The 26,512-nt window shown below is 60.4% G+C and carries 22 protein-coding genes and 2 tRNA genes; 12 read left to right on the forward strand and 12 right to left on the reverse strand.

Annotated elements, in window-relative coordinates:
- The first annotated feature begins 119 nt into the window (after positions 1-119).
- The 4 genes from glyQ to G7Y52_RS09400 all read left to right on the forward strand — a co-directional run bounded on the left by glyQ (position 120) and on the right by G7Y52_RS09400 (position 3,930).
- Positions 120-998: a glycine--tRNA ligase subunit alpha gene (gene glyQ, locus G7Y52_RS09385; RefSeq protein ID WP_165070874.1), complete on the forward strand. Its 879-nt coding sequence runs from the start codon at positions 120-122 to the stop codon at positions 996-998.
- 3 nt (positions 999-1,001) lie between these two features.
- A complete protein-coding gene (glyS, locus tag G7Y52_RS09390) occupies positions 1,002-3,086 on the forward strand; it encodes a glycine--tRNA ligase subunit beta (RefSeq protein WP_165070877.1) in 2,085 nt (694 codons plus the stop codon).
- A 362-nt stretch (positions 3,087-3,448) separates the two neighbouring features.
- Positions 3,449-3,718 (forward strand): 30S ribosomal protein S20, encoded by a 270-nt coding sequence (gene rpsT, locus G7Y52_RS09395; protein ID WP_165070879.1) that lies wholly within the window; start codon positions 3,449-3,451, stop codon positions 3,716-3,718.
- Between the two features lie 135 nt (positions 3,719-3,853).
- Positions 3,854-3,930: transfer RNA gene (locus tag G7Y52_RS09400), tRNA-Arg, on the forward strand.
- A 354-nt stretch (positions 3,931-4,284) separates the two neighbouring features.
- Here G7Y52_RS09400 and G7Y52_RS09405 read toward each other — a convergent pair.
- Entirely contained in the window at positions 4,285-4,566 is a 282-nt protein-coding gene (locus G7Y52_RS09405; RefSeq protein WP_165070942.1) for a helix-turn-helix domain-containing protein, read from the reverse strand.
- 188 nt (positions 4,567-4,754) lie between these two features.
- Between G7Y52_RS09405 and G7Y52_RS09410 the strand changes: the two genes are divergently transcribed.
- The 6 genes from G7Y52_RS09410 (at position 4,755) to G7Y52_RS09435 (ending at position 9,268) form a co-directional block, all read left to right on the forward strand.
- A complete protein-coding gene (locus G7Y52_RS09410) occupies positions 4,755-5,300 on the forward strand; it encodes a flavodoxin family protein (RefSeq protein WP_165070881.1) in 546 nt (181 codons plus the stop codon).
- A 12-nt stretch (positions 5,301-5,312) separates the two neighbouring features.
- Positions 5,313-5,864 carry an NAD(P)H-dependent oxidoreductase gene (locus tag G7Y52_RS09415; RefSeq protein ID WP_165070884.1) on the forward strand — a complete coding sequence of 184 codons (552 nt, stop codon included), beginning with the start codon at positions 5,313-5,315 and terminating at the stop codon, positions 5,862-5,864.
- Positions 5,865-6,036: 172 nt separating this feature from the next.
- Entirely contained in the window at positions 6,037-7,080 is a 1,044-nt protein-coding gene (locus G7Y52_RS09420) for a hypothetical protein (protein WP_165070886.1), read from the forward strand.
- Positions 7,080-7,877, forward strand: a complete 798-nt coding sequence (locus G7Y52_RS09425; protein ID WP_165070888.1) for an alkaline phosphatase family protein — start codon at positions 7,080-7,082, stop codon at positions 7,875-7,877. Before G7Y52_RS09420 ends, G7Y52_RS09425 begins: the two co-directional genes overlap by 1 nt.
- 28 nt (positions 7,878-7,905) lie before the next feature.
- Entirely contained in the window at positions 7,906-8,778 is an 873-nt protein-coding gene (locus tag G7Y52_RS09430; RefSeq protein ID WP_165070891.1) for an EamA family transporter, read from the forward strand.
- Between the two features lie 403 nt (positions 8,779-9,181).
- Positions 9,182-9,268 (forward strand) — tRNA-Leu (locus G7Y52_RS09435).
- Positions 9,269-9,415: 147 nt separating this feature from the next.
- Here G7Y52_RS09435 and G7Y52_RS09440 read toward each other — a convergent pair.
- The 7 genes from G7Y52_RS09440 to G7Y52_RS09470 all read right to left on the reverse strand — a co-directional run bounded on the left by G7Y52_RS09440 (position 9,416) and on the right by G7Y52_RS09470 (position 19,342).
- Positions 9,416-12,046, reverse strand: a complete 2,631-nt coding sequence (locus G7Y52_RS09440) for a pitrilysin family protein (protein WP_165070894.1) — start codon at positions 12,044-12,046, stop codon at positions 9,416-9,418.
- Between the two features lie 272 nt (positions 12,047-12,318).
- Positions 12,319-13,041, reverse strand: a complete 723-nt coding sequence (locus G7Y52_RS09445; protein ID WP_165070898.1) for an ABC transporter ATP-binding protein — start codon at positions 13,039-13,041, stop codon at positions 12,319-12,321.
- Between the two features lie 60 nt (positions 13,042-13,101).
- Positions 13,102-13,929 (reverse strand): ABC transporter ATP-binding protein, encoded by an 828-nt coding sequence (locus tag G7Y52_RS09450; RefSeq protein ID WP_165070902.1) that lies wholly within the window; start codon positions 13,927-13,929, stop codon positions 13,102-13,104.
- Positions 13,926-14,963, reverse strand: a complete 1,038-nt coding sequence (locus G7Y52_RS09455) for a branched-chain amino acid ABC transporter permease (RefSeq protein WP_165070906.1) — start codon at positions 14,961-14,963, stop codon at positions 13,926-13,928. Before G7Y52_RS09455 ends, G7Y52_RS09450 begins: the two co-directional genes overlap by 4 nt.
- Positions 14,963-15,856, reverse strand: coding sequence for a branched-chain amino acid ABC transporter permease (locus G7Y52_RS09460; RefSeq protein ID WP_165070910.1), 894 nt, complete (start codon positions 15,854-15,856; stop codon positions 14,963-14,965). The genes G7Y52_RS09455 and G7Y52_RS09460 overlap by 1 nt, the downstream gene beginning before the upstream one ends.
- Positions 15,857-16,094: 238 nt before the next feature.
- Positions 16,095-17,243 carry an ABC transporter substrate-binding protein gene (locus tag G7Y52_RS09465; RefSeq protein ID WP_165070913.1) on the reverse strand — a complete coding sequence of 383 codons (1,149 nt, stop codon included), beginning with the start codon at positions 17,241-17,243 and terminating at the stop codon, positions 16,095-16,097.
- 338 nt (positions 17,244-17,581) lie between these two features.
- Complete coding sequence (locus G7Y52_RS09470) at positions 17,582-19,342, reverse strand: YcaO-like family protein (RefSeq protein WP_165070916.1); 1,761 nt, start codon at positions 19,340-19,342, stop codon at positions 17,582-17,584.
- A gap of 100 nt (positions 19,343-19,442) precedes the next feature.
- Between G7Y52_RS09470 and G7Y52_RS09475 the strand changes: the two genes are divergently transcribed.
- The gene (locus G7Y52_RS09475) at positions 19,443-19,631 is read left to right on the forward strand and encodes a hypothetical protein (protein ID WP_165070919.1); all 189 of its coding nucleotides are present in this window, start codon (positions 19,443-19,445) and stop codon (positions 19,629-19,631) included.
- A gap of 237 nt (positions 19,632-19,868) precedes the next feature.
- On the opposite strand, the gene G7Y52_RS09480 is transcribed toward G7Y52_RS09475, so the two are convergent.
- The 4 genes from G7Y52_RS09480 to priA all read right to left on the reverse strand — a co-directional run bounded on the left by G7Y52_RS09480 (position 19,869) and on the right by priA (position 26,138).
- A complete protein-coding gene (locus G7Y52_RS09480) occupies positions 19,869-21,263 on the reverse strand; it encodes a DnaA/Hda family protein (RefSeq protein WP_165070931.1) in 1,395 nt (464 codons plus the stop codon).
- A gap of 658 nt (positions 21,264-21,921) precedes the next feature.
- Positions 21,922-22,593 carry an outer membrane beta-barrel protein gene (locus G7Y52_RS09485; RefSeq protein ID WP_165070933.1) on the reverse strand — a complete coding sequence of 224 codons (672 nt, stop codon included), beginning with the start codon at positions 22,591-22,593 and terminating at the stop codon, positions 21,922-21,924.
- A gap of 184 nt (positions 22,594-22,777) precedes the next feature.
- Complete coding sequence (locus G7Y52_RS09490) at positions 22,778-23,455, reverse strand: outer membrane beta-barrel protein (protein ID WP_165070935.1); 678 nt, start codon at positions 23,453-23,455, stop codon at positions 22,778-22,780.
- A gap of 313 nt (positions 23,456-23,768) precedes the next feature.
- Complete coding sequence (gene priA / locus G7Y52_RS09495; protein ID WP_165070938.1) at positions 23,769-26,138, reverse strand: primosomal protein N'; 2,370 nt, start codon at positions 26,136-26,138, stop codon at positions 23,769-23,771.
- Here priA and G7Y52_RS09500 point away from each other — a divergent pair.
- Complete coding sequence (locus G7Y52_RS09500; RefSeq protein ID WP_165070940.1) at positions 26,137-26,403, forward strand: hypothetical protein; 267 nt, start codon at positions 26,137-26,139, stop codon at positions 26,401-26,403. The genes priA and G7Y52_RS09500 overlap by 2 nt on opposite strands.
- The last annotated feature ends 109 nt before the right edge of the window (positions 26,404-26,512 follow it).

Raw genomic sequence — 26,512 nt, forward strand, 5'->3', positions numbered from 1 at the left:
TCCGGTCGCGAAGGGCGCGGCTTGTGGGAAAAAGCAGCGTTTTTCCCGCAACGATAACAGTGAAATCGGGAAAACTTCACAGGTAATCCGGTCTGAAAAGCAGAGCACAGGGGACACACATGTATTTTCAGGATGTCATTCTCACCCTGCAGAATTACTGGGCAAGCCGTGGTTGCGTGATTGAGCAGCCTTCGGGCGTGGAGTGCGGGGCGGGCACGTTCAATCCGCACACGTTTTTGCGGGTCATCGGCCCGGAACCGTGGAAAGTGGCCTATGTGGAGCCCTCGCGTCGCCCCACGGACGGTCGCTACGGCGAAAATCCCAATCGCCTGCAGCGTTATTTTCAATTTCAGGTGGTGTTGAAGCCCTCGCCCGACAATGCGCAGGATCTCTATCTCGAAAGCCTGAACGCGCTGGGCATCAACCCGGCCCGTCATGACATCCGTTTTGTGGAGGACGACTGGGAATCCCCGACCCTCGGAGCCTGGGGCCTTGGCTGGGAGGTCTGGCTGAACGGCATGGAAGTGAGCCAGTTTACCTATTTTCAGCAGGTGGGCGGCATAGATCTCTCACCGGTCAGCGTGGAACTTACCTACGGGCTGGAACGGCTGACCATGTATCTTCAGGGCGTGGAATCGGTGTATGATCTGCGCTGGAATAAAGACGTGACCTACGGCCAGATCTACCACCAGAATGAAGTAGAGCAGTCACGCCACAATTTCGAGGTCAGCAACGCGGAAATGCTGCTGCGTCAGTTCAATGATTTTGAGGGCCAGTGCAAGGCCATGCTGGAGTTCGGGCTGCCGTGGCCCGCCTATGACTACTGTCTGAAATGCTCGCATACCTTCAATCTGCTGGATGCCCGGGGGGCCATCTCGATCACGGAGCGCACCGGCTATATCGGCAGGGTGCGGGCCCTGGCCTCGGGCGTGGCCCGGCTGTATGCGGCCCAGCGGGAAGAATTGGGCTTTCCCATGCTCAACAAGGAAGCGAGGTGAGGCGTGGCGACGTTTGTGCTTGAAATCGGCAGCGAGGAGTTGCCTTCCCGTTTTCTGGCTCCCGAAGAAGCGGAACTTGCCGCGCGGTTCACGGCTGCGCTGGCCGAGGCGGGCCTTGAGCACGGCGCGTTGCGGGTCATGAGCACGCCCCGCCGGGCCGCTGTGCTCATTGAAGACCTGAACCCCGTGCAAAAAGAAAAGGAAGAAATCATCTCCGGACCGCCGGCGCGCGCGGCCTATGCCGCGGACGGCGCGCCCACCAAGGCTCTGGAGGGTTTTGCCCGAACGCATGGCCTTACGGTTGACGATGTGTTCCGCGTGCAGACCGAAAAGGGCGAGTATGTGGCCGTGCGCAAACGCACGGGCGGCGTTGCGGCCAAAGAATTGCTGGCGCGCATCTGCCCGGCAATCATTGCGGCAGTGCCCTTTGCCAAGCGTATGCGCTGGGGCGCGCATACCTTTGCCTATGCCCGCCCCTTGCGCTGGCTTCTGGCCCTGCTGGATGCGGAAGTGGTGCCCTTCAGCGTGGGCCCGGTCACCTCGGGCCGGGAAACGTACGGCCATCGCATCCACGGTCCCGGGCCTTTTACCGTGGATCATGCCGATCGCTATCTCGCGGTGGTGGCGGGCCCCTGTGCCGTCACCCTTGATCCGGCTGAACGCCGCCGGATCATTATGCAGGGCGGCGACGCCCAGGCCCGCAAGGCCGGGGGGCGGGTGCTCTGGAAGGACAGCCTGCTGGACGAAGTTCAAGGCTTGGCCGAGCATCCCGTGCCCCTGCTGGGCGACTTTGACGCGGCCTATCTGGAAGTGCCGCGTGAGGTGCTCCTGACCAGTATGGAGAGCCACCAGAAGAGCTTTGGCGTGGAAAACGGCGAGGGCAGCCTCCTGCCGCACTTTCTGACGGTGCTCAATGTGACGCCCGAGGATACGGAGCTGGTCAGGCGCGGCTGGGAGCGCGTGCTGCGCGCCCGCCTGGAAGACGCGCGTTTTTTCTGGCGCGCTGATTTGCGGGAGAATTTCGATCTTTGGCTGGAAAAGCTGGATCAGGTCATCTTTATCGGCGCTTTGGGCAGCATGGGCGACAAGACGCGGCGGCTGGAGGCGCTCTGCCGCTGGCTTGCGGGGCGTTGCGCGCCGGAACTCGCGGATCAGGCCGCACGGGCCGGCAGGCTCTCCAAGGCTGATCTGGTGACCGGACTGGTGGGAGAATTCGACACCCTGCAAGGCATCATGGGCGGCATTTACGCGGAACGCAAGGGCGAACCGCAGACTGTCGCCACTGCCCTGAAGGAACAATACCTTCCCGCCGGGCCGGATTCCCCCTTGCCGCGCTCCGTTGCGGGCGCGCTGCTTTCCCTGGCCGACAAGGCTGACACGCTGGCAGGCTGTTTCGGCCTGGGCATGATCCCCACAGGAGCGGCGGACCCCAACGGGTTGCGGCGCTGCGCGCTGGGGATCATCCGCATTGTGCTGGATTTCGGTTTTGATCTGGATGTGCGCGAGCTGCTTGCCAAGGCCCAGGAACTCTATGGCCCTCGCCGGTGGAAGCTGCCGCCGGATCAGGCTCTGGCCAGGCTCATGGAGTTTTTCTCCGGCAGGCTGCGCAATTATCTTGTAAGCCAGGGGCAGGATACGCTGCTGGTAGACGCGGCCCTGGGCGCGGGCGTCGCGCGAGTGCGCGAGTGCGCGGCCCGCCTGGCGGCTCTCAAGGCCTTCAGCCGCGAGCCGGGCTATGCCGAAGCCGTGCAGACCTTCAAGCGGGTGAGCAATATCTTGCGCAAGCAGGGGAGTGCCGAATCCCTGCCGCCTGACTGGGATGCGGCTTTGCTGCGCGAAGAACCGGAAAAGGCCCTGGCCGCCACGCTGGAAGGCCTGCTGCCACGGCTTGACGCGCTGTGGACGGCGGGCGATCATCCGGCTGCATTGGCGACCCTCAATGAGGTGCGCCCGGCAGTGGACGCCTTTTTCGCCGGGGTGATGGTCATGTGCGAAGATGCGGATCTTCGGCGCAATCGTTTGGCAATGTTGCAGGCGCTGGGCTCCCGCTTTGCCCGACTGGCGGATTTTGCCGCGCTTCAATTATAGAGCAGATCACCTTTGACTTTTTGCAAAAGTCAAAGGTGACATTCAGGCGAAAAACGCGGTTTTCGCCTGAATGTACGCCGCGTTGCGGCGGAGCCGCGCTTATGATAACAGAGTAAAACTATTGCATTTACTATTTAGCTGCCTCAGCCCTGTGGAGTTCGCCATTGCGGCTTGACAGGGAGTCGCGGCTATGCTAACAAGCCGTCTTCACGTTATCTGCGCCAAAAGCGGCGACCTTTGTTTGAAATCGCCGGGCCGCCAGTTGTCCGGCTGCAGAAGCAAGCGGTCGGGCCGTGCAGCGGCTGCCGCCCATCCGGGAGCATGGCTTGCGTGGGCAAGCCCCAACATAGTGGAGGAATATCGTGGCAAACCATAAGTCAGCCATCAAACGTCACAAGCAGAGCCTGAAAAGGGCCGCCCGCAACCGTGCTGCCCGGACTCGCGTAAAAAGCGCCATCAAGGATGTGCGCTCCGCCATTCAAGGCAAGGATAAAAGCCTTGCCCAGGGCGCGTTGACCTCGGCCACGTCCATTCTGGCCAAGGCCGCAGGCAAGGGCGCGCTGCACTGGAGAAAAGCCGCCCGCAAGATTTCCCGCTTGGCCCGCGCTGTCAACGGCATTGAAGCGGAATAAACGATCGTTTTGCGTGCCACGCCTGAACTCTCGCGCGCCTTCCAGGCCCAAGGCACTGCCTTGAAGAATAAATTGGAATTTGTGGGGTGAAAAATATTGACGCGCTTATGTGTTTAATATAAATTCCATCGTTACGCGCTCGTAGCTCAGCTGGATAGAGCAACAGGCTACGAACCTGTAGGTCAGGAGTTCGAATCTCTTCGGGCGCGCCATAATTTCAGGCACTTGTGGATTCTTCCACAGGTGCCTTTTTTGTTGGGCACATGGGGCCGGGCATGGCACATACCCGGGAGGGCTTCAACCCCCGCCCGCTTTTGCCGGTCCATGACATGCTTATTCAGCCTGTACGATGGGCTGTTCTTAGAGCATTTTCTCTTTGAAAATGCTCTGCTGACGCGAAAGCGGCAGCCGCCGCAGCGCGGCGTATATTCAGGCGAAAACCGCGTTTTTCGCCTGAATGCCACCTTTGACTTTTATAAAAAGTCAAAGGTAATCTGCTCTAATTTCATTAGCAAAACGCTCTATCTCATAAACAGGAGGGAAATACAAACAGTTGCCTATGAAATCTATGGCTTTTCCCGATGTTGCTCTCCCCACTCACACATGGCGTCTAAAATGGGGATAAGAGATTCGCCCCGCTCTGTCAGGCTGTATTCCACCTTGGGCGGAATTTGAGGATATTCCTTGCGGTGGACCAGACCATCGTATTCCAGCTCTTTCAACGTTGCGCTCAAAGTTTTGTATGAAATTGTACCAATATACTTTTTCATCTCATTGAAGCGAACCACGCCGTATCCTGCCAGGGTATAGAGAATAACCATCTTGTATTTCCCCTGGATCAGCGACATGGTATAGCTGAAACCCGTGTCCTCCAATTTGGTGTCCTTGATGCAATCAATACTTATGGCACACTCTCCTTTTGGTAAGTATCACACCTTGAAGTGCGTACTTGTCAATTTAGTAATTCACACTACTATACTAATACGAGCCGTGAAACAAGTCAAGTCGGCTTGAAAAAAAGGAGTGCTTTTCTCTTATGGGCAAGAAAATTGTAGTCATTACCGGCAGTCCCCGGAAGAACGGCAACAGCTTTGCCATGACCGATGCTTTCGTCCAGGCGGCCCGGGCCAGGGGCCACACTGTCACCCGCTTTGACGCCGCTATGATGAAGATTGGAGGCTGTCACGCCTGCGAGACTTGTTATAAAACCGGCAAGGCTTGCTCTTTTGATGACGACTTCAATACCATCGCCCCCGCCGTCCTGGAAGCGGACGCCGTGGTGTTCACCACCCCGGTCTACTGGTACTCTATCCCTGCCCAGATTAAGGGCGTCATTGACCGGCTGTACTCGCTGGTGGTGGGCGGCAAGGACTTTGCGGGCAAGGAGTGCGCCATGATCGTCTGCTGCGAGGAAGATGATATGTCCGTGATGGACGGCGTCCGCATCCCCATTGAGCGGTCTGCCGCCCTGATGAAGTGGACGGTGGTGGGCGAGGTGCTGGTGCCCGGCGTTCTGGAGGCCGGCGCTATCGCCAGGACTGACGGCTGCGCTCAGGCGGCTGAGCTGGCGGAGAAGTTCTGAGGGAGTGTGGGTATGTCCAAAAAAATTGTCATTCTCAACGGCAGTCCCCGAAAAAACGGCAACACTTCCGCCTTGGTCAAAGCCTTTACCGAGGGGGCGGAGAGTGCTGGACATAGCGTTAGCGAGTTTTTTCTGGACGGCATGGAAATCCACGGCTGCAAGGGGTGCTTCGGCGGACATAGCAAGAAAGAGTGCCCCTGCGTCCAAAAGGACGACATGGCGCAGATTTACCCGGCGGCTCGGGACTGCGATGTGATTGTGCTGGCCTCTCCGCTCTATTACTGGACCATGAGCGGCCAGCTCAGGACGGCGCTTGACCGCCTGTTCGCTCTGGAGGAGGGGGACGGCAATCTCCTGAGAGGAAACGGAAAATCCTCCGCCCTGCTGATGGCGGCGGAGGGCCACGGCTTTGAGGACGCGGTTCTTTACTACGACCACCTGATGGAGCATTTGCGGTGGAAGAACCTCGGCCATGTGTTGGCCGGAGGGAATATGGATGTTGGCGATATCAAAGGAAAAAGCGAAATTCAGCAAGCCTTTGATCTGGGGAAATCCATTCAATAGCGCCAGAGCGTTTCGCTGATTTTATGAGCAAAACGCTCCAAAAGCCTTGCTCGCCGCCGCTGTTTCAGAGAGGACCGGCATTGCCATGCCGATCCTTTTCGCATGGCCGGGAATGCGCTGCGCCCGCACTTGCCCGATTGCCTTGCAAAAGACATGGGCATAGTATGTCGCCATGACGACACTCGCCTCTGAAAGAGACAGGAGCCGCAAAAACGGGTCGTTGCGCGTTATTGTCAGTCTGGATGTGGAGGAAGAAGGACTCTTTTCAGGCCGCTATGCCGCTTCGGGGTGCGGCGTGCGCAATGTGGGCCTTTTGCCGCGTCTGGCGCCGTTGACGCACGAGCTGGGCTTTCCGTTGACGCTCTTCTGCGCGCACGCTGTTTTTGCCGATGCCCAAGGCCGTCGGGTGCTGGCCTGGATGCGCGACCATTGCGGCGCGGAGATCGCCGCGCATTTGCACCACTGGAGCACCCCGCCCCTGGGCGCGCCCTCGGCCTTGCCGGAGGGCTCGGGCAACAAGGGCGGGGCAGATGGCCCGCCCTTGCGCACGGATCGCATGCCGCGCGAGCTTTTGCGCCGACGTTTGCAAACCCTGCTGGACGCCGGGCGCGATTTCCAGTCCGCGCCGCTGACCAGCTTTCGCATGGGCCGCTGGGATCTGAAATCCGTGGTGCGGCCGCTGCTGGCCGAGGCGGGCATCAGGGTGGACAGCTCCATCTGCCCGTTGCGCGCTTTCAAGGACGGCGCGGATCATTTTCTGGCGCCCCCGGACCCCTATTGGGTCGAAGATGCGCCGGGCTGCCGCCTGCTGGAAGCGCCCATCACCCAGATCCCGCTCTGGCCCGTTGCGGCGCGGTTCTGGCACGGGCTTGCCGCCCGCCACAACGCGCTGCTGGATTCCTTTCATTTCTGGGGAGCCTTGAGCGCCAATCCCATCTGGCACAGTCTGCGGATCATGCGGCTGGCCGCCCGCACCCACGTTACGCGCGGCGGCAAGGTGCTCAGCCTGTTCTGGCACTCCTCGGAAATGCTGCCCGGCGCTTCGCCCCATGTGCCGGATGAGACCGCCGCCGCCGCTCTGCTGGAAAAAATCCGCGTCTATCTGCAATGGCTCAGGGAGTCCTTTGACGTCCGGGGCGTGACGGCCGCCCAGCTTTATGCGCAGGCCCCGGCCCTGAATTTTCCCGCCCGCCCGGCCGGAAAAGGAGATTGGTGATGCCCCGTCTGGTTTTCGTGCTGCTGGACGGGCTCGCCGCAAGCACGGCCCGACGTTGCCTGAGTTTCTCTCTGGCCCTGGAGGAAGCGGGCGAAGCCCGCTACTGCGAGCTTGAGGCCGAGCTGCCGTCGCTTTCCCGGCCCATTTACGCCACGCTGCTCAGCGGGCTTGCTCCGGTGCAGACAGGCATTCTGCATAACGACGACGCCCGGCTCTGCCCGGCGCCCACCATCTTCCAGCGGGCGCGCAGCGCCGGATTGACCACTGCCGCGGCCGCCTATTACTGGATCAGCGAGCTCTGCAATCGCGCGCCCTTTGCGCCCGGCAGGGATCGCCTGATCGATGATCCGCGCCTGCCTGTCAGTCATGGCCTGTTTTACGGCAATGACGCCTATCCTGACGATGAGCTTTTTCATGATGCCGAATGTCTGCGCCTGCGCCATACGCCGGATCTGCTGCTGGTGCATCCCATGGGCATTGACTTTGCCGGGCACGGCTTTGGGGCGGACTCTCCGGTATACCGGCAGGCGGCGCGCCGGGCCGACAACCTGCTGGCCCGCCATGTGCCGCGCTGGCTGGCCGAAGACTATGCCGTCCTGGTGACCAGCGATCACGGCATGGACAATGAATGCGGGCACAGCGACGCCGTGGCGCAAAACCGCCGCGTGCCGCTCTGGCTGATGGGCCGGGCCTGGGCGGATCTGCCCTTGCCCGGCGCGCAAACCCAGGTGGCGGGTCTGGTTCTGCGCCTGCTGGGCATTTGTGAGCAGCAGGGATCAAGGACAGCGCACGCCTGACCGCCAAATCCACAACCTGGAAATCCGCATGCATCAGAGTGATCGCCTCGGCGGCTATGTCTGGATTTTGCTGGCGGCCTTTTTCTGGTCGCTGATCGGCGTTATTTCCAAAATCTGCATGAACGCCGGGCTCAGCCCGCTGGAAACGGCGTTCTGGCGGGCAGCGTTTGGGGGCGCGTTCTTTCTGGGGCATGCGGCGCTGAGCGGGCAGTTGCGCATCCGCCCGCGCGACGCCTGCATTTTTACCGTGTTCGGCTTTTGGGGCGTAGGCGTCTTTTTCGGAGCCACGCAATACGCCATCAAACTGAGCGGCGCGGCCATGGCCGTGGTGCTGCTCTACACGGCGCCGGTCTGGGTGGCTTTTTTTTCCCGCCTTCTTTTTCAGGAAAGGATTTCCTCCCGTAAAATCAGCGCCATCGGCATTGCGCTCGCGGGCACCACACTGGTTTGCTTTTCCGGCGGCAGCCTGCCGGGGCAGGCATCCATGTGGGGCATTGCCTGCGGCCTGTTGAGCGGTCTCTGCTATGCCTCGCATTATCCCTTTTACCGCTGGTGGCAGAGCCGCTATTCCACCGCCGCCATCTATGCCTTCATGCTCCTGGGCGGAACCCTGGCCCTTTGGCTCGGCGTGCCCGCAAGTCTGCACCATGCGCCCCGCGTCTGGTTCTGGCTGCTGCTTCTGGGTCTGCTCACCGGCTATTTCGCCTATATCTGCTACGGCCAGGGCCTGAAGCGGCTCAGCCTGGTGCGCGCGGCCGTGACCTGCCATCTGGAACCCGTGCTGAGCACGTTTTGGGTCTGGCTGTTCTGGCAGGAAAATTTCAGCATCAGCGGCTGGATCGGCAGCACTCTGGTGCTTTCGGCGGTCATCTTGCTGAGCACGGACAAAAGCCGCGAATAAAAATCTTCGCCTGCTCCCTCGCGCATCAGGCTGCGGGCCGCTCTCCGTAGCCTCCGGGCAGATGCAGCCTGCAGGCCCGGTCAGGGATATAAGCGCGCCTGGCCGCTTTTTCGGAGGCTGCAAAAGCGCAGTGCAATCCACTTGCAGTGTTGTGCGCATGGATCACGTTTATGGGCCAAACCGGGCAGTGCCGGGCTCAAACGCAGGGCGTGATGCCTGCGCGCCATGAGGGATTCGCCTTTCCACACATGAAGGGGACGTGGATTGAGCCGGAAGACGCGGCCTTGCAGCGGCAAAACGTCATGCTCCCACTTGACGGAAGGCGGCGGACTGGGATAGTAAGCACACTTACGGCGGCGCAAACGCGTTTGGCAAACAGGAAACAGCCGGGCCGCTCTGATATGCCGGGATGGTGGAATTGGTAGACGCAGCGGACTCAAAATCCGCCGAGGGCAACCTCTTGCGAGTTCAAGTCTCGCTCCCGGTACCAATAAGAAGTCCAAAATAGTCCAGAGAAGGCCGAAATCACTAAGAAAAATGTGGTTTCGGCCTTCTCTTTTTGTCTAGTAAAAACTAGAGCATTTTCAAAGAGAAAATGCTCTAAGCGCCGAAGCGAGCGTTTCAAAAACAATATGCTCTAGGGAAGCAGCTTCACTTCATAGGCATTGGCCGGTTCCAGGTACTTGCGGGCCACGGCCTGCAAGGCCTCGGGCGTCACAGTCGCGGCTTTTTGCAAAAGCTTCTTCTGAAAATCCTGGGGATGATGCAGCACAGCGTCCGTAGCCGCCTCGCCGGCGCGATCCCCCAGGCTCTGACGCGCGCGGAGGTATTGGCCCCAAAGGCGGTTGGCGCCGCTTTGCAGCAAGGCCGCGGGCAAAGGTTTGGCTTTGATCTGCGCAATGATCCTGGCAAAGCCCTGCCGGGCCTGCTCCACTTTATCCGGCGTGGTGCCGATATAGAAGGCCACAAAGCCTGCCTCGGGCATGCCGCGGTAAAAGGAAGTCACCGTATATCCGAGCCCCTGTTCGTCGCGCAGGCTGCTGAACAGCAGGCCGCTCTGGCCCGAAAGCACGGATTCCAGAAGCGTCAGGGCAGGCGCGTCCGGGTGGGTCGGAGGCACGGCCTTGAAAAGCAGGAGCAGATGCGCCTGGTTGCGGCCGGGCAGATTCAGATCCAAATCCCTGTCGCTCCCCCAGGCAGGGGGCGCGAGAGTCAGGCCCGCGCTTTTCGGCGCAGGCAGGGAGCGGGCAAAGGTCAGAACGGCCTCGCGCTCGTAATCCCCGGCCACGGAAAGGACCCAGGGCTGGCCTGACTGCAATTTCCAGAAAGCCAGCACATCCTTGCGGTCGAAGCGATCCAGGTTCTGCGCCGTGCCCAGGCTGTCATAGCCGTAAGGCTGGCCGCCCGGATACAAAAAGGGATTGAGCCTGGCGAACATATAGGCCAGAGGCCTGTCCGCGCGCTGGCGGATGGCGGACTTCATGGTGTCCGCTTCGCGCCGCACTTCCCTGGCCTCAAAGCGCGGCTTGCCCAATATTTCGCCGAGCATGCGGAAATAATCGGCATTGAAGCGCGAGGGGCCGGTGAGAGAGACGCCGAAGGTTTGCAGGCCCGCCGTGGCCGAGACAGCGGCCGCGCGTTCCGAGAAATAGCGCTCCATCGCCTGGGCGTCCAGTTGGCCGCTGCCGTCGGTAAGCGAACGCGCGGCAAGATCCGCCAGCCCCTGCTGATCCGGCTTGAGCAGGGCATTGCCGCCGGGCATCATGAAATCCAGGGAAACATAGGGCACTGTGGCGTCAGGGATCAAAATCAGGGTGCGGCCCGGGCCCAGTTGCAGCACCTCCCGCTCTTTGGCGGCCGGGCGCGTTGCTGCGGCCGCGGCCGCATTGCCGGAAGACGGCCAGTTGGCGCGCAGCACGGCTTTCAGGTCGGGCAGGGCCGCATTTTGCGGCGCGAGCACCCGCACCCGCGCCTGCCGGGGCTCAAGCCACTGGCTGATGGCGCGCTGCAATTGGGGCTCATCCACATTGCGCTGGGCAAAACGCAGATTGCGCTCTGCCTGCGCACCGCCCAGATCAAACTGAACCGCCCCCAGCCAGGAGGCCAGACCGTTCAGGGTTTCCCCTGCCCGGTCCATGCTGTCCTCCAGGTTCAATTTGGCTCTGCCCAGCGCCTCGGCAGTAAAGTCCCCGGCCTTGAGAGCGGCCAGATCCCTGGTCAGTTCCTGCCAGAAGGCTTCCAGCTTGTCGGCGTCCAACTGGGCAGTGAGGATCAGCAGGCCCGCGCGCGCCAGGCTCATATTGTCCACGCTGATCCTGTCCACCAGTTGCTTTTCGTATTTGTACTTGCGGTAGAAACGCGATGTGCCGTCCCCTCCCAACAAATAACTCAGCACGTCCAGATCCACGGAGCGCAGATCCCGCAGGCCCGGCGCCGGAAAGGAAATGCCCAGGTAGATTTTGTTCCAGGGGCCTCTGCTGACTTCAACGGCCGGGCCTCCGGCCGCGTCGCCAAGATTCAGCGGCTGGAAGACGGGCAGATCCCCATTGTTTTTCAGATCGCCGAAAAGCTTTCGGGCATGCGCCAGCACGGCGTCGGGCTCAATATCCCCGGCCACCAGAAGCATCATGTTCTGCGGCTGATACCAACGCTTGACATAGGCGCGCAAATCATCGGCGGTAATGGCCCTGATGCTGTCCACATAGCCGATTATGGGCCGCCCGTAAGGCGTGTTCTTCAGCCCGGCCACCTGCAGGCTCTCAAAGAGCTTGCTCATGGGCGAATCCTCGCCCCGCTGGAGCTCGGAAATAACCACGTTTTTCTCGGCTTCCAGCTCCCTGGGGTCCAGCGTGGCCTGAAAAGCCATGTCCTTGACCACGTCCATGCCCGTGCGCCAGTGCGCGGCAGGCATATCCGTCAGGTAATAGGTCTTGTCAAAGCTGGTGGCCGCGTTCAGGTAGCCGCCCAGCGCTTCCACGTCCCGGGCCACCCGGCCTTTGGGGCGGTGCTCCGTGCCCTTGAAAACCATGTGCTCCAGCACATGGCTGATGCCCGCCAGGCGCGGCTCCTCATTGGCCGAGCCCGCACGCACATAAAGGCGGGTCGCCACAAGAGGAAAACGCGTGTCCTTGATAATGTATATGAGAAGCCCGTTGGGCAGGCGCGTCAGACGCTCGTCCCGGCCCGGCGTTTCGGCGTGTGCCGCGGCCTGCGAGGCCATGGCCGCCAAAAACAGAACCAGGGCGAATACAGAAAAAATGCGTCGCATGAAAACTCCTTGCGCAAAGAAAGATTCAAACATTCTGAAGGGAGCTGTTCGCTCCGGGGATTTTTTCGGCACAGCCTGCGCCTAAAAACGCGGCCTTGCCGCTCCCTGTGTCAGATCGACAGCGAGAATGAGAGCGTTTTGCTCATGAAATGAGCTAAACGCTCTAGAGCAGATTACCTTTGACTTTTTATGAAAGTCAAAGGTAATCTGCTCTAGAGTGAAATTCCTTTCTCAACCATGAAAATATGCCTGCCTTTTGAAGCAGGCGGGCGTCATCCGCCGAGATACGCCTCCTTGACCCTGGGATTTTCCAGCAATTCCCGGCCCGGTCCTTCCAGCACCACCCTGCCCACTTCCAGAATATAGGCGTAATGGGCCACGGAAAGTGCCGCATAGGCATTCTGCTCCACCAGAAGCACGGTTTTGCCGTCAGCGTTGATCCGCCTGATGATTTCAAAAATTTCATGCACCAGCAACGGCGCCAGGCCCAGTGAAGGCTCGTCGAGCATCAGCATGTCCGGCCGGCTCATGAGCGCCCGGCCCACGGCCAGCATCTGCTGCTCGCCGCCGGAAAGCGTGCCGCCTTTCTGCCAGTTGCGCTCCCTGAGACGCGGAAAAAGCGTGTACACCCATTCCAGATCCGCGGCGATCTCGTCCTTTTCCTTACGCGAATATGCGCCGAGATAGAGATTTTCCTCCACTGTCAAATGCGGCAGAATGCGCCGGCCTTCAGGCGACAGGGAAATGCCTTTGCGCACCATGTCCTCGGGTTTGAGACCCATGAGGGAAACCGGCTTCTCCCCGTCATGACGGGTAAAGAGAATCTCCCCGCTGATGGTTTTGTTCAAACCGGCAACGGAGCGGATGATGCTGCTCTTGCCGGCGCCGTTGGCGCCGATCAGCGTCACAATGCTGCCGCGCGCAATGGAAAGACTCACGCCCTGAACAGCCTGAATCCCGCCGTAGCGGACATGAAGATCGCGTATTTCAAGCATATTGCTCTGATCCGTCATACCCAAACCCGCTTCTTTGTGAACCGTGGCCGCAAGAGCCGTTCAGCGGCCCCCGGGGCCGCCGCTTTTTGCGGCAAGCACATCCTCGCCGAGATAGGCCCGGATCACCACAGGATTGCTGCGAACGGCATCGGGATCGCCCTGGGCGATCAGTGCGCCGTACTCCATGACCCAGATATATTGGCAGACGCCCATGACGACCTTCATGTCGTGCTCAATGAGCAGAATGGTCAGATCAAATTCATCGCGGATACGCCCGATAAAGTGCATAAGTTCAAGGCTTTCCTGAGGATTCATGCCCGCGGCCGGTTCATCCAGAAGCAGAAGGCGCGGCGCAGTGGCCAGCGCGCGGGCGATCTCCAGACGGCGCTGCGCTCCGTACGGCAGGCTCCCGGCTTTTTCATTAAGATGCTCGCTCAAATGCAGGCGTTCGGCCAGCAAACGGCTTTTGCGGGCAATATCCGCCTCTTCCCTGTAAAAGCGCGGCAATCCCAGGGGGGCCATCCACCAGGAAGAACGGCGGCGCACATGGCAGCCCACCATGATATTTTCCAGCACGGTCATCTGCGACGAAAGGCGGATATTCTGAAAAGTGCGGGCCATGCCCAGACGGCAGATCTGGTAGGGCTTGCGCCCCTTGATGCTTTTGCCCGCAAAAATGACAGAGCCTTCCTGCGGCGTGTAAAAACCGCTGAGCACATTGAAAACCGTTGTTTTGCCCGCGCCGTTGGGGCCGATGATCCCGACGATGGAGCCCTGAGGGATGGCCAGCGAGAGATCGCTCACAGCCGTGACCCCGCCGAAACGCATGGTCACGTTTTCGGCCAGCAGCAGCGCCTCTTCCGGCCTGTTGAATGCAAAGCCGCTCATGCCGCGTGCCTCTTGCAGAAGGCGAAAATCTGTTTCCAGGTCAGTTCGCGCGTGCCCATAATGCCCTCGCGCCTGCGCAGGATAATGGCCAGAAGAATCAGCGAAAAAACCACCATGCGCATGCCCGGGATGCCGGGCAGCTCAATAAAGCCCAGATTCATGGGTTCCTCGATGGCCCGCAGCCATTCCAGCAGGATGGTGATCACCGTGGCGCCCAGCAGACTGCCGGTCAGGGAGCCCAGGCCCCCGGCCACCACAAACATCAGCACGTTGAACGTCAGCAGAAAGTTGAACATCTTGGGATCGATGGTGGAAAGATGGCTGCCCAGAAGCGCCCCGCCCACGCCGGCAAAAAAGGCGCCGATGCAAAAGGAAAGCACCTTGTAGCCGAAAACATTGATGCCCATGACGCTGGCCGCGATCTCGTTGTCGCGGATGCAGCGCAGCACATTGCCGAAATTGCTGAAGACCAGTCGCGCCATCACAATGAGCGTGAACAGCGTCCAGCCGTAACAGGCCAGCAGCGTGGCATGAGCCGGTATGCCCTTGATGCCCAGAGAACCGTTGGTCACGGCCGTGGCGTTGACGATCAGCACGCGGATGATTTCCGCGAAGCCCAGGGTTGCGATGCCCAGATAATCGTCGCCCAGCCGCAAGACAGGCACCGCGATGAGAAAGGCGAAGATCATGGCCACGAAGCCCCCGGCCAGCACCGAGGCCCAGAAGGGCGTAAAGAGCTCGGAGAACGGCCAGATGATCGGCTCCAGAATCCACATCATTTCCTTCTGCTCAGGCGGCAGGATGCAGAGCGCGGAAACATAGGCGCCCACAGCGATAAAACCCGCCTGCCCCAACGAAAACAGGCCCGTGAAGCCGTAAATCAGATTCAGCGAAAGGGCCAGGATGGCGTTGATGAAAATCAGCTTGACAATGTAGATCTGATAGTCGCCCAGAAAGCTCTCGGCCTGCCAGAGCGCGCAGCCCACCACAAGCATCAGCAGAATATTCAGGAGAGTGAAGACGTTCAGGCGCATCAGATTTTCTCCTCCATGCGCTCGCCCAAAAGGCCGGTGGGCTTGAAAAGCAGCACCAGCACCAGCAGCACAAAGGCAAAGGCGTCACGGTAGCCCGAAAGCTCGGGCATGAAGGCCACGGTCATGATTTCCACAAAGCCCAGGGCCACGCCGCCGATCACCGCGCCCTGAATGGAGCCTATGCCGCCGAAGACCGCGGCGATAAAGGCTTTCAAACCAGGCATGATGCCCATGTAGGGATGCACCTGCGGGTAACGCAGCGCCCACATAATGCCTGAGGCGGCGGCCAGGGCCGAACCGATGGCAAAGGTGAAGGCGATGATGTTGTCCACGCGGACGCCCAGAAGACGCGTGGTCTCAATATCCTTGGAAATGGCGCGCATGGCCAGGCCGGGCTTGGTGCGGTAGACGATGTAGAGCAGAATGCCCACCAGCACGGCAGTCATCACCGGCACAAAGGCCGTGAGCCGCAGGATGCGGAGCCCGCCCAGCTGCCATTCCGAAATCAGCCATTCCGGCTGCAGCACGGGCCGCGGCTGCCCGGTGAATACCACCACAGCCAGACTTTCAATGAAAAAGGAAACCGCAATGGCGCTGATCAGGGCCGAGATGCGCGGGGCGTCGCGCAGGGGGCGGTACGCCACCCGCTCGACGACCACGCCCAGCAGACTGGCCCCGGCAACGGACAGGATCGCGGCCACGCCCCAGGGCCAGCCATACGCAAAGGTGCCGAAGAAGACGAAATAGGCCCCTACCATCAGGATGTCGCCGTGGGCAAAGTTGATCAACCGCAAGATGCCGTAGACCATGGTATAGCCGATGGCGATCAGCGCGTAGAGCGAGCCCAGGGTCAGGGCGTTGAAACAGTGCTGCAAAAACATCTCAAGGCTCATGACTACCTCTGGCAGGGCTGACGCTTTCGCGTCAGCAGAGCATTTTCAAAGTGAAAATGCTCTAAATAGCAAGCGCAATACTTTTGTCATGTGCTCATAAACGCCGGGAAGAGCCGCTGCGGCGGCATCCCGCGCAGGCAAGGCCCTGCAGCGGAGCTTTGAAAAACAGCGCAGGGGCGCGCACAATGACACAATGGGCCCCGCAGCGGCCTGTGCCGCCACGGGGCCGCCGGCAGGTTTATTTGGGCGTCACTTCGCCCACATACACACGCCGGCCGTTTTTGTATTCAATGATGCCCACGGGCATTTCGGCATCGTGGTATTTGTTGATGGAGAGCGTGCCGAGAGCGGTCGGCAGGCCCCTGGTCTCGCCAAGGGCCTTGGCGATAGCCTGGGGCTCGGCCGAGCCCGCGCGTTTGATGGCATCCACAATCAGGAAGTAGCAGTTATAGCCCAACGCGCCGTTCACGTTGGTTTCTTTGTCCGGATAGGCCTTTTTCCAGGCTTCGGTAAAGCGCCTGGCCTCGGGGCTCATGTTCGCCATGTTGGGATCGTACGGGAAGGTGGTGTGCAAAAAGCCTTCGGCGGCCTTGCCGCCCAGCTTGACCGTATCGGGATTATCCATGGCGTCGGCGCCCATCAGGCGGAAGGTGGCGCCCAGCTCGCGGGCCTGCTTCATAATGATCGCGCCCTCGGCGAAATAGGCGGGCATGAACACGATATCGGGTTTTTTGGAGATCAGCTCGGTGAGCTGGGCTGTAAAGTCCTGGTCGCCGGAGCTGTATTTCAGGTTGGCCACCACCTCGCCGCCCAGTTTTTTGAAGGAGCGCATGAAAAAGCTGGACAGGCCCACGGCATAATCATTGGTCATGTCCATAAGCACGGCGGCCTTTTTGTAACCGAGATTTTCAAAGGCGTAGGTGGCCGCGGCCGCGCCCTGATAGGGATCGATAAAGCAGGCCCGGAAATAGTACTTCTTGCCCTGCGTCACCAGCGGGTTGGTGCAGGATGTGCCCACGCCGGGCACTTTGGCCTTTTCAGCCACTTCAGCCCCGGCCATGGCCAGAGAGGAACCGTAGGTGCCGATCAGAGCCACGACCTTGTCGCGTTCCACCAGGCGTTTCACGGCATTGGCCGCTTCCACCTTGTCGGACTTGTTGTCCACAACCACAAGCTCCACGGGACGATCCAGAACCGTGGGCATTTCTTTGTGGGCCAGGCGCACGCCTTCCAGCTCCAGTTGGCCGCCAAAGGCGTTCTGGCCGGTCAGCGGCAGATACACGCCGATCTTGATGGGGGCCTTGGCCGCAGCGGACGCCGCCTGTACGCCCAAACCCAGCGAAAGCGCCAACGCGCCCAGCACTGCAAGATGTTTGCCCAGTTTCATCCTCACCCTCCAAAGGTTGCGGGTTCACGGCGAGACAGCGGGCAGCCGCGCGACAAACCGCGCCTCGGGCCGCGCCGCCGGCTCCGTAACAGCGTATCTCTTCGCCCAATCCTTGCCATTGCCGCGCGCGTTTCCCAGACGCCGCGACAGGCACGCGCCGGCGCGGGGCCTCGCAGCATTTCTGTAACAGAATGCTTTGGCGGCCCCGAGAACGGCCCGCCGCCCCGCCAACCGGCGTTGCGGCGCGCTGCTTCGGCAGCAATGACAATATATGCTGTGCACTATAGACAACTTGTGCCATTGCTGCAATTGGCAAATAAACGCTGGACGGCGATCCCTCAGGCATACATGCCCAGATAGCGCGCAAACAGCCTTGGCCCGGGCCGTGAAAAGCGATCCCATTCAGCGGTAAGCGCCAGTTCCGGAACCAGTGCCCGCACCACGGGCAGGCCCAGATCCGCACGGGTCAGCTCCACATAGAGCGGGGCTTTGCCGTGCGCAGCGAGCGCGGCTTCCAGCAGTCGGCAATTCTCCGCGGGGGACGGCAGGCCGTAATCCGGCAGATCTTCCAGCATACGCTCCGGCAGCCCCTGAAGCCCGGGGCCGGAGGGGCCCCCGTGGGGATAGGGCCAGGGCGTCTCGGTCAGGGCTGCCAGGGCGGCGCGCGCGCCGCTCAGATGCGCGCCCGTGGCTCGGGCCACGGCGCCCTCCGGGCTCCTGACAAAACACTGGTATGCGGGCAAACCCAGCTCAGTGGTAATATCCTGAAACTGCACCCGGATTCCGCGGGCGGCATAGTCGTCCAACAGGCTCTGGAGCCGAGGATCGCGGCTTCTGAGCCTGAAGCAGCGAGAGCGGCAAAACGGGGTGGTGGCTTCGGCGTCGCGTTCAAGTATTTCAGTGAGCGCCGCAACTTTGGCTTCTTCCAGGGTATTGCCCGAAGCCAGGCCTGTGGAGCCCCCGGCCAGAAACAGGGCCGGCTCGTCCAGATTGCAGAATAAAAAAACCGCCTGGGCCGGAACGAGCGTTGCCGCGCCGTCGGCGGCCCTGGCCTGGAGCCAGTGCAGAGGCGCGTCCGCGTAAGGCGCTTCCAGGGGCAAACGGTTGGGATCCAGCGCGGGCCGCCCCGCCTTTTGCAGCTCGGAATAACGGGCTTTGAGCAGGGGCAGCGGCTTCAGACGATTCAGAATCTCGCCGTGAGGCGAAAGGCCGCCGCCCTCTCCCACACTGACATAGGCGCTGGCCCGCTCCACGATTTCCATGGCATAGGATGCGCGGGCCTGGGCCAGCGAGAGCCCCCGGCCGTAGGCCGTGGCCTCGCCGCGCAGGCTGTAGTGCAGGGAGCCGCTGCGCACCGTGAGGTCAATCTGCCAGGCCCGCAACAAGGCAATGGGCGAAAGCGAGGCCTCATGCCGCATTTCCGGCCCTGCGATCAGACCGGCTTCCATGAGGGCATCCAGAGCCCGCAAAAATGTTTCCTGCGCGGGCGGCCGCTGCCAGGCAGGCCCGGCTTCGGGCAGGAGCGCGGCATGCAGCCGGGCCAGGATTCCTGAGCGCGCTTCCAGCTCCCGCGCGGTGGCGGCCAGCTCCGCAGGATCGAACAGAAGCGGCGCTTCAGCCTCTTCCGGCCGGGGCAGGGGGTGATGCTCGCAGATGTTGGCCTGAAAGAGCTCGTTCCAGGCCGCGGCGGCTGTTGCGTCCGGCAACTGTGCGGCCCGCAGGTACACGGCCGGGCTGACACGGGCCAGACGCGCGGCCGCATCAGGCGGAAACGCGGCGCAAACCTCGCGGCAGTGCGGCAGCAGGATCGCGCATTCGGCCAGCAAGGCGGCCAGCGCGGGCCGCGTGAAAACATCGGCGGCCGGATCATAACAGGCGGCGGCCAGAGAGCGCAGCTCCCCGGGCTTTTTTGCGCTCAGCGCGCGCAGGCAGTGCAGATGGAGAAAATCATCCAAAGGCGCGGCCTCAAGCCGTTGGATGGCGGCCTCAAAACTCAGGGATTCCGGCGGCTCACAGGAAAAATAGCCGGTGGTCGCCTGCGTGCGGGTGTGGGTGTAGACATACTCGATCAACTGCGGTTCAGGGCGGACGGGCGACATGCTTCCTCGCGTGAGTGAAATTACTGGAGCATGGTAACTCTGCAATGCTCTCACGCCGCGAAGTGGCGTGGAGTATGGGAAAAAGTGCGTTTTTCCCGGAATGACAATTGAAATTTTACAAATTTCAAGGCTAGAGCATTTTCTCTTTGAAAATGCTCTGCTGACGCGAAAGCGGCAGCCGCCGCAACGCGGCGTACATTCAGGCAAAAACCGCGTTTTTCGCCTGAATGCCACCTTTGACTTTCATAAAAAGTCAAAGGTAATCTGCTCTAGAGCATTTTGCTTTTGAAATTATTCAATTTCAAAAGCGGCGCTGCCATCATTTCGCGTCCAGAACGCGGTCTGGACGCTCATTCGGCGCGGGCGTCCGCTCCCGCGGTCGCCAGAGCGTTTAGCTAATTTTATTAGCAAAACGCTCTAGTCCGGTTTCGGGGCTGACGCAACGTATGCGGCGTCAGTGCGTTGCAAAGGTAAATCGCTCACAAGAGGCGGGTTACGGCGGCAGGCGGCATACCGGGGGCTGGGCTTACACGCGCTGCGCGCCACTGATGCCGGCATTGCGCTCAATAAGTTCCACGGCTCTGGCGATCTGACGTCCTAAACGGGAGTCTTTGGAAAGTTCGCGTTCCACGGAGGTAATGCCCTTGATCACCGTGGAGTGACGACGATTGAATTTTTCGCCGATTTCCTCCAGGGACAAATCCGTGTGCTTACGGGCCAGAAAATAGATGGTATTGCGGCCGAGCACGCATTCCTGACGGCGCGAACGGGAACAAAGCTGACGCTCGCTCAAGCCGTAAGTCTCGCAAACCAGACGGATAATTGCCTGAAGATCCGGCCCGCACTCCACTTCGGCGTATTGCGTGAGCACTTCCAGGGCGAGATCCAGATTAAGGCCGCAATTGAGCAGGCGCGCCTTGAAGATCAGACTGTTCAGACAGGACTCCATCTGGCGCACGTCGCCCCGCAAGCGTTGCGCCAGCAATTCGCAGACCGCGTCGGGCAAAAGCACCTGAAAGCTTTTGGCCTTGCGGGTGAGGATATGGCGGCGCATCTCCTCTGTGGGACGATCCATACTGGTCAGGATGCCCGAACAGAAATGTGAGACCAGTTGGCTGTCCACCCGCTGCAGTTCGCGCGGCGAGAAGGAGGAAGTGAAAATGACCCGGCCGCCTCTGGCCTGAAGACTTTTGACCACAGCCAAGGCCATATCCTGCATCTTTTCCTTGCCCTGGAAAAAATGCACGTCTTCCAGCAGGAGAACATCCAGCTCGCGCAGGCGATTTTTGAAGGCCTCCACGTCATGGCTGCGCAACGCGGCCACAAAGCGGGAGGCAAATTCCTCCGCAGTCAGATACCCCACCCGCGCGTTGCTCCGGCTTTCACTGATGGCCCGGCCCACTGCCTGGGCCAGATGCGTCTTGCCCAGACCCGATGCGGAGTTCACGAACAGCGTCTGCACGCTGCCGCCCTTGCGGCAGACATCCTGGGCCGCGGCCACGGCCACGCTGTTGCTGGGACCCACCACAAAATCCTCAAACGCATACCGCCAGCGGGCTTGAGCCGGTCGCGCGCATTCCGGCGCGGGCAGAGGCAGGCTGGCCTGAAGCGGGGAAGGCCGCCCAAGGCCTGGCGCGCTTTCCTGACCGGCGCAGAGCGGCGCTGCGGCAAGGGCCTGAGCGCCGCTTGCGATGCGCACTTCAACGGCTTCAGGAGCAATTCCCAGCACCGGCGCCGCGGCTTCCCGCAAGGCGGAAAGCATCCGGCTTTCCAGCCATCCGGCCACAAAAGCGTTGGGCGCGTCAAGGTGGAGAACGCTGCCTTGCACAGAAGCGTGCAAGGGGGCAATCCAAACCTTGAAAATGCCGGAATCCAGCATTTTTTTAAGATTTCTAGAAATTTCGGACCATTGATCTCGCATGGGGGCCTTGTAGCTCAAAAGGTCCGGCTCAGGCAAAGGAGGTTTAAAGGCCGTCTGGGGCAGACGCGGCTTTTGCTTTCCCCAAGAGTTTTCATCACTAACATAGCAAAATATATTATTAAATTCAAAGAGCCGGCTTGGCTGTCCTGTGCCGTATCGCCTTGTGGAGCAAGGCTTTAGCATCTTCTTCCGAAAATATGCACATGATTCGTAAAATTATTTCCACAAATAAAACTATTATTATCTCGATTTTACTCAAGCATTCTCTGTTTTTTGGGCTATAACTGCTAACCTTTCGCACTCAAAGGCCGAACAGTTTGTCAAGAGGATAAAAAAAATTTCGCCGGCTCTGCCGCGTGTTTTTTCAGGGCAGCGCAGCAATAGTCAGTAATAACAGGAATTCTTATCAAGATACGCTGCATCCTTCTGAAGTCTGAAGGCAGGGCGACACATTGCAGCGCAACGCTACAAACAGACTGAAAAAACCCGCCGAAAGGCGGGTTTTTTCAGTGCGCAATAACGCGAAAGCCTTTGTGGCGGCCTGAAGCAATTCCACTTTGAACGAGCTTTAGCGGCTGCGGGAGCAGACTTCTTTACCACGTTGAGATTGTGTACTCTCAAAGGGAATCTGCTCCCGTGAGCAGCGTGCTGCAGCTCCTTAGAAAGTAAAGCGCAGACCCACCATAAACTCATTGTTGTAGGGCTGATTGCTGATCTCTACCCCATTGCTGGAAACTTCATTGTACCCGAGCATCATAAAGCGGTAGCCCACGTCAACGGCGAAATTCTCATTGAAGTTATAGGCCACGCCCGCGCCCACGTTCCAGGCGAAATTGGTGAAGTTGTCGCTCTGGCTGGCATTGATATAGCCGTTAGCAGCATTCGCATTGACGGTATACTCGGTGTAGTTGAAAGCCAACCCCACGCCTGCGCCGATATAGGGCACAAAGGGCGTATCGGTCTGGATGTCGTAATAGAGATTCAGCAGCAGGGTGGAATTATTCCAGAGCCCCTTGGTGCTCACGTTAGCGCCACCGAACGTGGAATCCCAGCTCTTTTCGCTGTTGCCGCGCAGGGCGAATTCCAGTTCCGCGCGCAGCGGCAGCATCTGCTGCGGGTAAAAGTCATAGCCCAGGGCCAGAGCCCCGCCCAGAGTGAACTGGCTGTAGCTTTCATCCGTCATGTCGCTGTACGGGCGGGAAATAGTGCCGGTATCCTGAATGGACATCAGGAATTTGGGCGCAATGTAAAAGCCGTTTGCCTCCGCCTTGGCCATACCCGGCAGAGCCAGAACGGCGATCAAGGCCGCGGCTGCAAATAGACGTTTCATATCGCTTCCTCCAGAGTAAAAGATTAAGGTTACCGGAACCGTAATTTTACATGCTTGCCGCAACACGTCAATCTTATTCAGCCGCAATGGCGCTGCAATCTGTTGGCGCGCTTGCTTTATTCAATAAAAAAAATCCCCTGTGCAGGACAGGGGATAAGCCGTTCCGGAGAATGGCGGGAATTTTTTAGAAGGCGAAGCGCAGGCCCAGCATGAATTCGTTGTTATAGGGATCGTTGCCCACTTCATACTTCACGCCGTTGGAATGCGCGCTGACCTCATTGTAGCCCAGCCCCACAAAACGGTAGGAAGCGTCGATGGCGAAGCTCTCGGTAAAGTTGTAGGCCACGCCCGCGCCCACATTCCAGGCGAAATTAGTGAAGCGATCATCCGCCGAGAACTTGCTGCCGTCGGCGCCGGTGAAGTCATAGCCGGTATAATTGAAAGCCAGCCCCAGGCCCGCGCCGATATACGGCGTGAGCGACGAGTCATTGTGGAAATCCCAGAACAGATTGGCAAACAAGGTGGAATTATTCCACGTTCCTTTGGCATTGGTCACAAAGCGACCGCTGTCGCTCCAGCTTTTTTCGCTGTTGCCGCGCAGGGCGAATTCGATTTCCGCGCGCAGAGGCAGCATCTGCTGGGGCCAGAAATCATAGCCCAGGGCCAGAGCGCCGCCCAGGGTAAACTGGCTGTACTCGTCCAGACCCGAGCCGGCAAGGCCGGAAGAGCGCTCCACGGTCCCGGTATCCTGGATGGACATCAGAAATTTGGGGGCCAGATACATGCCTGTGCCTTCCGCCGCGGCCAAGCCGGGCAGAATCAGGGTGAAGATAAGCGCCAAAGCGGCAACAACGCGTCTCATGACAGTCCTCCTGAGTGCTTTCCCCTTCTGTTCACAGGGAATGTTGAGATTGGTCCAAATGTTAAAAATTGTCAATAAAATTTCTAACATTTGTCTTGACTTACCCTCGCGTCCGGCTCTCCTTGCCTGTCCGCGCCTTCCTCTGTCTTGCGGAAAGAATTTTTTTCCGGACGCAATACTTATAGCAAGCTCTATGCCACTCCCTGAAAAAAAGGAACGGCGGCGGATCGCCATGCTGACGACCCGCCGCCGTTCCCCGCCGTCTGAAGTCCGACGCCCTAGAGCGTTTAGCTAATTTCATTAGCAAAACTCTCTACAGCATATTCACGGGATCGAGGTCAAGGAAAAGCCGTAACGGGCCGGATGCGCAGCATTTTTCCGCGAAAAAATAGAGTTGCCGCAAAATCTGCCAGTTTTCGGCTTTGAGCAGGCAGTGGAAACGCCGCCGACCGCGCAACAGGGCCAGAGGCGCGGGCGCGGGCCCCAGCAACTGCACGCCGCAGGCGCGCGCCCGCTCCCGCAGCGCGGCGGCAAGCTCGTTGAGCGCGGCGGGGCCTTTGGGTTCAGCCACGGCAAAAGAAATCCGGATCAGGGCCAGACGCACAAAGGGCGGATAGCGCCGCAAGCGGCGACGCGCCAGTTCCGCCGCGTAAAAGCCCTCGTAATCGCCCGTCTGCACATATTGCCAGCAATAATGGCCCACATCGCGGGTCTGAATCAGCACGCGGCCGGGCTTTTCGCCCCGCCCCGCTCTCCCGGCGGACTGCACCAGAAGCTGAAAGGTGCGCTCCGCAGCCCGGTAGTCCGGCAGGTTCAGGCCCAGATCCCCGTCAGCCACCACGACCAGCGTCACCTGCGGGAAATGATGGCCCTTGGAAAGCATCTGGGTACCCACCAGAATGGGCGCTTCCAGGCGGGCAAAGGCCGCCAGAATTTCCTCCATGCGGCCGGGGCGGCGGGTGCTGTCGCGATCAAGTCGCAGCACGGGCCTGCCCGCCAGCACTTCCAGACGTTCGGCCAAACGCTCGGTGCCCTCGCCCAGAGGCAGAAAATTCATGCCCTTGCATTGCGGACAGGGCGAAGGAAAGGGACGGCTGTAGCCGCAATAGTGGCAGACCAGCTTTTCCCGACCCTTATGATACGTCAGACCGATTTCGCATTGCGGGCAACGCTGGGTGCTGTTGCAGTCCAGGCAGTACATCAGCGGCGCGTAGCCGCGGCGGTTGAGCAGCACTACGGCCTGCTCGCCCCTGGCCAGAGTTTCGCGCAGGGCCGACTCGCTCTGCGGCGCAAGCAGGCCGCCGCCCTCAAAGGAAGAAGCCGCTTGCGGCAGCCCGCTGATATCCACCAGCTCCACCGGCGGCAGGGCGCGGCCCCCTACCCTGCGCGGCAGGCGCAGCACGGGCAGTTGCCCGTTTTCCGCCGCGTAAAACGTCTTCAAATCCGGCGTGGCCGATCCCAGCAACAAAAGCGCCTGCGCCTGCGCCACGCGAAACCAGGCCACTTCCTTGGCCTGATATGGCATACTTTCATCCTGTTTGAAGGAGGCGTCATGCTCCTCGTCCAGAACTATGCAGCCCAGGCGCGGCACAGGCAAAAACAGCGCGGAACGCGTGCCCACGATCAGGCCGGCCTCCTTGCGTGCCGCAAGCGCGCGGAACGTGGCTTCTCGCCGGGCCGCAGACTGGTAGCCGTGGTAAAAAAAAAGCGGCGCGTCCGGCAGGGCGCAGGCCGCGTCACGACGCAGCTTGTGAGCCAGCGCCACTTCCGGAGCCAGCAGGAGCAAGCTTTTGCCGCGGGCAAGGCACAGCTTTGCCAGTTCCAGATACACGGCAGTCTTGCCGCTGCCCGTGACCCCGAAAAGCAGGCGCGAGGCGGCTGATTCCCCGTCCAGCGCAGCGCGCAGGGATTCCAGGGCTTGAGCCTGATCCGCATTGAGGCTGAACGGCGCGGGAGGCGGCGGCAAAAGCTCCTGTTCCACGCCTTCTCCGGCATCCTCCCTGACAAGCGCCAGATGCCCGGCCCTGAGCAGGCTCCGGAGCGCGGCTGCCGCTGCCTGCCCAAGATTTTGCAGCAGACGGCGGCGGCTTGCGGCCCCATGCTCGTGCAGATACTCCAGCACCTCAATCTGTCGCGCGGCCGACGGTCTCACGGGCCAGGGCGGCTCCGCGCGCAACTGGCAAAATTCCTCACTGGCGGCGTCAGCGCCCGGAGCCAGCATGCGCGCCTCACCCGTGCGCAAGGCCTGCGCCAGCTCAGAGCGTTCAGCCGCGTCGGCTTCGGCAATGCGGCGCAGGCTCAGGGAGGCCGTTTGCCCCGCGTGGATGCGGCGCAGGCAGGCGCGCGCGCTGCGCAGACCCTGCGGCAGCAGATGCCCGAGGATATTCCCGGGCGCAAGGCCCTGGCGGCGGCCCAGATCTTCAGTGAGCGCCAGCAGTTCCGGCGGGAGCAAGGGCAGATTTTCCAAGGGCCAGCAAACGAATTTGCAGGGCACGTTCGGCGGCAGGCCTGAGGCGGCGCATACTTCCAGCAACACGGCGGCCCGCAGCGCGCCCGGCTTGCCCCTGCCCAGGGGCACGGCCACGCGCAGGCCGGGCTGCCAGAACTCCGGGGGGAACTCCGGCGGCAGCTCATATGTCAGGCTGGCATACGGGGGACTGAGAAGGGCGACTCGGGCGTACATGAAAAAGCTCGTTGCTCCCGCCCCAAAAGGAATCTCAGGGCAACACGGCAGAGCATGCCCCGGCGGGCGCGCCGGATTTTCGGCCTGCCCTGCGGGAAAATGCCTGCAAACGGCATTGGCGGGCATTGCCGTTTGCTGCCATGAGGTTGGTTTTTTGAAAAAGCCCCGTATCCTAGAGCATTTTGCTTTTGAACGTATTCAATTTCAAAAGCAAAATGCTCTAACGCTGTCGCCAGAGCGTTTAGCTAGAGCAGATTACCTTTGACTTTTTATGAAAGTCAAAGGTGGCATTCAGGCGAAAAACGCGGTTTTCGCCTGAATGTACGCCGCGTTGCGGCGGCTGCCGCTTTCGCGTCAGCAGAGCATTTTCAAAG

It is taken from the genome of Desulfovibrio sp. ZJ200 (assembly GCF_011039095.1).
In the GTDB taxonomy this organism is placed as follows: domain Bacteria; phylum Desulfobacterota; class Desulfovibrionia; order Desulfovibrionales; family Desulfovibrionaceae; genus Desulfovibrio.